General features: G+C 61.0%; 4 protein-coding genes. 3 read left to right on the top strand and 1 reads right to left on the bottom strand.

Going from position 1 to position 6,000, the window contains the following annotated elements:
* Positions 1-248 precede the first annotated feature (248 nt).
* Positions 249-1,532: a histidinol dehydrogenase gene (gene hisD / locus HX814_RS24100; RefSeq protein ID WP_008431521.1), complete on the bottom strand. Its 1,284-nt coding sequence runs from the start codon at positions 1,530-1,532 to the stop codon at positions 249-251.
* 288 nt (positions 1,533-1,820) lie between these two features.
* Here hisD and HX814_RS24095 point away from each other — a divergent pair, with 288 nt between their 5' ends.
* The 3 genes from HX814_RS24095 to HX814_RS24085 are packed head-to-tail and all read left to right on the top strand — an operon-like array spanning position 1,821 to position 5,952.
* A complete protein-coding gene (locus HX814_RS24095; RefSeq protein WP_032898774.1) occupies positions 1,821-2,540 on the top strand; it encodes a ThuA domain-containing protein in 720 nt (239 codons plus the stop codon).
* Positions 2,537-4,324 carry a thiamine pyrophosphate-binding protein gene (locus HX814_RS24090; RefSeq protein WP_177009151.1) on the top strand — a complete coding sequence of 596 codons (1,788 nt, stop codon included), beginning with the start codon at positions 2,537-2,539 and terminating at the stop codon, positions 4,322-4,324. The genes HX814_RS24095 and HX814_RS24090 overlap by 4 nt, the downstream gene beginning before the upstream one ends.
* 17 nt (positions 4,325-4,341) lie before the next feature.
* Positions 4,342-5,952 carry a GMC oxidoreductase gene (locus HX814_RS24085; protein WP_102369430.1) on the top strand — a complete coding sequence of 537 codons (1,611 nt, stop codon included), beginning with the start codon at positions 4,342-4,344 and terminating at the stop codon, positions 5,950-5,952.
* Positions 5,953-6,000: the final 48 nt, after the last annotated feature.

Below are 6,000 nucleotides of genomic sequence, written 5' to 3'. Positions count from 1 at the left end.
ACCACGCTGGCCGAACGCAGGCTTTGGAGCGTGGGTAACCCGGCAGGACGCCGGGTTAGCCGTCCTGGGCCAAGGATGGCCCATGACGGCGGCCCACGGTCCAAAGCCGGAGTGAGGGCACACCGAGCCTAAGCGAGGTGCCGAGTGGTGGGGCAAGAGCGTTTTGCTTACTTTTGCGCTCTTCAAAAGTGAGCCGCTGTAAGAGCGGAACCAATAGTCGCCGTTACCCAAACAACGGATATGTACCCTCAACCGTGCTTCTTGTAACGACGAATCCGAATATCCGCCTGCTCCTTGTGCCCCGCAAACCCTTCCATCCCGCAAAGCCGCGAGCAGTATTCCCCTACCAACACCGAAGCCTCATCCGTCAGCACCCGCTGATACGTGCACGTCTTGATGAACTTGCCGACCCACAGCCCGCCGGTGTACCGCGCAGTCCCGGTGGTAGGCAATGTGTGGTTGGTCCCAATCACCTTGTCGCCATAGGAAACGTTGGTGCGCTCACCGAGGAACAACGCGCCGTAATTGGTCATGTGCTCCAGGAAATACAACGGATCGCGGGTCATCACCTGCACGTGCTCGGAGGCGATGCGATCGGCTTCCTGCACCAGCTCGTCGACGCTGTCGCACAGGATGATTTCGCCATAGTCGCGCCAGGCGACAGAAGCAACCGGTGCGGTGGACAGGATCGCCAACTGCCGCTCGATCTCCGCCGGCAGGGTTTGCGCCAACTCCGCACTGTTCGTCAAAAACACCGCAGGCGAATTAACCCCATGCTCCGCCTGCCCCAACAAATCGGCAGCGATGATTTCAACATCGCTGCTGTCATCAGCAATCACCAGTGTCTCTGTAGGCCCGGCAATCAAGTCGATACCAATCTTGCCGAACAACTGACGCTTGGCCTCGGCCACATACGCATTACCCGGCCCAACGATCATATCCACCGGCTTGAACGTATCGGTGCCCAACGCAAACGCAGCAATCGCCTGCACCCCGCCCACGCAATAGATCTCATCGGCACCCGCCAAATACATCGCCGTCACAATGGCCGGATGAGGCTTGCCATCAAACGGCGGCGCGGCCGCAACAACGCGCTTCACCCCGGCCACCTTGGCCGTCAGCACGCTCATATGCGCCGACGCCAGCAACGGGTACTTGCCGCCCGGAATGTAGCAAGCCACCGAGTTCACCGGAATATTGCGATGCCCAAGGATCACGCCAGGCAAGGTCTCGACTTCCACATCGTGCATCGAGGCTTTTTGCACCTCGGCGAAGCGCCGGACCTGGGCCTGGGCAAAGGTGATATCGCCGATTTCCTGCTCGGACAGGCTCGCCACGCAGGCGGCAATTTCTTCGTCGCTCAGCCGGAAAGATACAGGCGACCACTGATCAAACTGCTTCGAGTATTCACGTACGGCCGCATCGCCGTTACGGGCGACGTTGGCGATGATGCGCTCAACGGTATCGCGGACTTGGGCGGCAATCTCGGCTTGGGCTTCGACCGGTTTAGGCGTTTTCAGGTAACGAATCATCAGTGGCTCCAGGTGGTTCTTGAGGGCACGCGACATGCCCCCGGCATTGGCAACCATCTTTTCCTACCCCCCTGCCCCGGGCAATTTCGCAGCCTCCCTATTGGTGACGCAACCTGACGCAACACAGACGCAGTGTTGAAGCACTGCGGCGGGCTGCTGACGTTATTCGTATAACCCCCGATGAAAAACATGTAAGCCCCATTGACTTAGGGATTCGGAGTGATAGGTTAAATAAGCGGTTATACGTATAACCTAACAATCACACCCAACGTAAAGAGGTGATCAACCGTGAGTCGAGTCTTGTATCTATTCGGTGGCTGGCCCGGCCATTTCCCCTACGAAATTGCGGCATGGGCGCGCACCGTTTTCCAGGAACTGGATTTCGAGGTCGAAGAGTCCACCGACATCTTCACACTGGACAGGGACTTGACCGGTTATGACCTGATCGTGATCGGCTGGAACAACGCCGTCACTACCGAGACGCTCACCGCGTCCCAGGAAAACCGCCTGCTGGAAGCGATCGAAAGCGGCACCGGCCTGGTGGGTTGGCACGGCGCAGGCGCGGCGTTTCGCGCCAGCCTCAAATATCACTGGGTGCTCGGCGGCTCATTCCTCGAACACCCGATGGGCGAAGGCTTTCCCCACCCGTACCAGGTCAACGTCATCGACCACAGCCACGAGGTGACCCAGGGCGTCGAGGATTTCGAGGTACGGTCCGAGCAGTACTACATGCAGGTCGACCCGAACATTCATGTGCTGGCTGAAACCACCTTCGACGGCAACCCCTTCCCCTGGCTCAACGGCCATCGCAGCCCGGTGGCGTGGGTGCGCCAGTGGGGCCAGGGGCGGGTGTTCTATCACTCCATCGGGCACGACACCAGCAACCTCGCCGACCCGAATATCCGCCGCCTGACCAAGCAAGGCCTGAACTGGGCGACACGCGGGCGTGCAGCCAGTACCGCCGAGGCAACCCCCTCCGTTTCATCAACCCAAGGAGTCCTGTCATGACTAAATTGACCGGCAGCCAGATCGTGGCTCAAACCCTGAAAAACTATGGCGTCGAATACGTCGCCGGTATTCCCGGCCACGGTATCTGGACCCTGACCGACGCCTTCCTCGAAGAAGACTCCAAGCTCAAGTTCATCCAGGTGTTCCATGAGCAGAGCGCGGTGCATCTCGCCGACGGTTACTACCGGGTGAGCGGCAAGCCGATGGCGGCAGTGACGTCCATCGGTGCCGGCGCCGCCAACACGGTGATCGGCATGGCCACCGCGTTTACCGACTCCACCAGTCTGATGCTGATCACCGGCGGGCCACCCACTCACATGCGTGGCCATGGCTTGCTGCAGGAGCTGGAGCGCTACACCGACAACGACTTCCCGAAAATCGCCGAGGCCGTGACCAAGCGTCATTGGGTGGCGACCCGTGTTGAAGAGTTGCCGTTCATGATGCACCGCGCCTGGAGCGCAATGGTCACCGGACGCCCCGGGCCGGTGCACCTGGAAATCCCGATGGATGTGCAGGCCGAGGCCGCTGAAGTGACCCTGCATGCCCTCGAAGAGCGCACCCCGATCGGCAAATGCTTCCCGGACCCGGCAGCCACCGCACGCGCAGTGGAAGAGCTGAAACTGAGCAAGCGCCCGGTGCTGGTGATCGGCGGCGGCGTGATTACCGGCGAAGCCAGCGCGGAATTGTTCGCCCTGGCCGAAGCCTGGAAGATCCCGGTGGTCACCACCTGGAACGGCAAGAGCGGCTTCCCGGAAGATCACCCGTTGTTCGCCGGCAGTGTCGGCCAGACCGGCACCCTGTGCGGCAATAAAGTCGCGTCCACCGCAGACGTGATCGTCGCCGTGGGCTGCCGTTTCACCGACTGGTCGTCGTCCAGCTACGCCAAGGGCGTGACCTTCGCGATCCCGCCGTCGAAGCTGATCCACATCGACATCGACCCGCATGAAATCGGCAAGAACTACCCGGTGACCGTGGGCATTTGTGCCGACGCCAAATACGCCCTCGCCGCCATTGTCGAAAGCCTGAAAGGCGAGACGGTTGAGCGCGAAGAGTACCTGAGCGACCTGCGCGGTTATCAGGAAGAATGGGAAACCAAACTGGCGGGCCGTCGTGACTCCGATCGCTTTCCGTTCACCTCGCAACGCCCCCTCGGCGCGCTGCGCAAAGTGTTCCCGCGGGACACCATCGTGGTGGTTGGCTCGGGCAACACCCAGGGCGCGGTCAAGCAGACTTTCCCGGTCTATACGCCACGTACCCACCTGACCTCCGGCGGCTTCTCGTCCATGGGCTGGGCCGTACCTGCGGCCATCGGTGCGAAGCTGGCGGCGCCTGACCAGCCGGTGGTGTGCATCCTCGGGGATGGCGATTTCCTGATGACCTCCCAGGAAATTGCGATCTGCGTGACCAACAATATCCCTGTGGTGTTCCTGATCCAGAACAACGCCGGCTACATGTCGATTCGCGGTGGCCAGCGCAAGCAGACCAGCCGCCATATCGGCACTGAGTTCAACCACCCGGACGGCACGCCCTACAGCCCGGACTTCAAGGCGGTGGGCGAAGCCTTCGGCCTCAAATCCTACCGTGTGGAGCGCCCGGAAGACCTTGAGCCTATCCTGCAGGAAGCGCTGGATTTGAATGTGCCGGTGCTGATCGAAGTACCCACCGACCGCGATGCGGCTGGCCCTTGGGTGCCCGGCTGGTGGGACTTCCCGATTCCGGAATACATCACCGACGAACGCCAGGATGAGTACTGGCAAATCCGTAATTCCGAACAACACCTGTAAATGCCGGAGCGGCTCACATGAGTGATGCATTGATTTCGCATCATGCAGAGCTGAATCCACAACCGGGGGCGCCGCGCGAACCGCGCGCCCTCGACGTGGTGACACCTGATGCAGATGGCACGATCAACTGTGACGTGGTGATTATCGGCTCGGGCATGGGCGGTTCGACCTTCGCCCATGCCCTGCGTGACAGCGGGCTGGATATTGTGATCGTCGAACGAGGGGATTTCCTGCCCCGGGAAATCCAGAACTGGAGCGCTGAAGCGGTGTTCGGCCAAGGACGCTATCGCAATGCCGAACCGTGGCTGGACCAGGCCAACCAAGCATTTTCGCCGGGGGTGTTTTATTACGTCGGCGGCAACACCAAATTCTACGGCGCCATGCTGCCACGGTTTCGCGAGGCGGACTTTGGCGAGATCCAGCATGCCGAGGGCGTGTCGCCTGCGTGGCCCGTCAGCTACGCCGAGTTTGAACCCTGGTACGCCGAAGCGGAAAAGCTCTACCGCGTGCATGGCCAGGCCGGCATTGACCCAAGCGAACCCTGGCGTTCAGGACCCTTCCCGCAACCGGCACTCAAGCACGACCCGGCCCTGGTTGCGCTGGAGCAAAGCATGCAGCGTGCCGGACTCAAGCCGTTCGTGATGCCGGCGGCGGTGGACTATGGCGATGGCGGCGATTGCGTATTGTGCTCAACCTGCGATGGCTATCCGTGCCTGGTGGAGGCCAAGGCCGACGCTGAAGTTTCTGCGCTCAGGCCCGCCCTGCGCAGTGGCAGCATTCGGCTGATGACTCGCACCACGATCAGGCAGCTGAACACCGATAACGATGGCAAAACCGTGACTCAAGCGCGGGGGCTGTTCGATGGACGCGAGGTGACACTGCGTGCCAAACGCTTCGTGCTGGCGTGCGGCGCAGTCAACAGTGCGGCATTGCTGTTCAAGTCTGCGAACGCTCAACATCCTCATGGCCTGGGCAATAGCTCTGGGCAGTTGGGGCGTAACTACATGGTGCACAACAGCACCTTCATGCTGGCGGTGGACCCGCGACGCAAGAACAACGTGACCTTCCAGAAAACCCTGGCCATCAACGACTGGTACAGCGCCAGCCCGCACAACGCATTCCCCTTGGGTAACGTGCAGATGCTGGGGAAAATCCGCGAGCCGATGATCAGTGCCATGCGGCCCTGGCTGCCGAAATTCGCTTCACGCTATATCACTGACCACAGCGTCGACCTGTACCTGACCTCGGAAGATCTGCCGACCCAGGACAACCGCGTCACCTACGACACACAGCGCGGTGCGATCAAGGTTCACTGGACGCCGAACAACCTCAAGGCCCATGAAGGACTGGTGAGCAAGGCCACCCAAACCATGCGTGATGCAGGGTATCCGCTGATCCTCAAGGCGCGCATGGGCATCGCGACGAACTCCCACCAGTGCGGCACTGCCGTGATGGGCAAGGACCCTACCACCAGCGTGCTGGACCTGAACTGCAAGCTGCATGACCTGGAGAATGTATGGGTGGTGGACAGCTCGTTCTTCCCGTCGTCGGCGGCGGTTAATCCGGCACTGACCATCGCAGCGAATGCCCTCAGAGTAGCGGCACACTTCAAGGGGCAGCCCGGGTAAAGGTGGGAGCTGGCTTGCCTGCGATGCAGTCGACTCGGTCTGTCAGTG

The sequence above is a fragment of the Pseudomonas sp. C8002 genome, assembly GCF_013385765.1.
GTDB lineage: Bacteria > Pseudomonadota > Gammaproteobacteria > Pseudomonadales > Pseudomonadaceae > Aquipseudomonas.
This window is presented reverse-complemented; position numbering and strand designations above follow the sequence as displayed.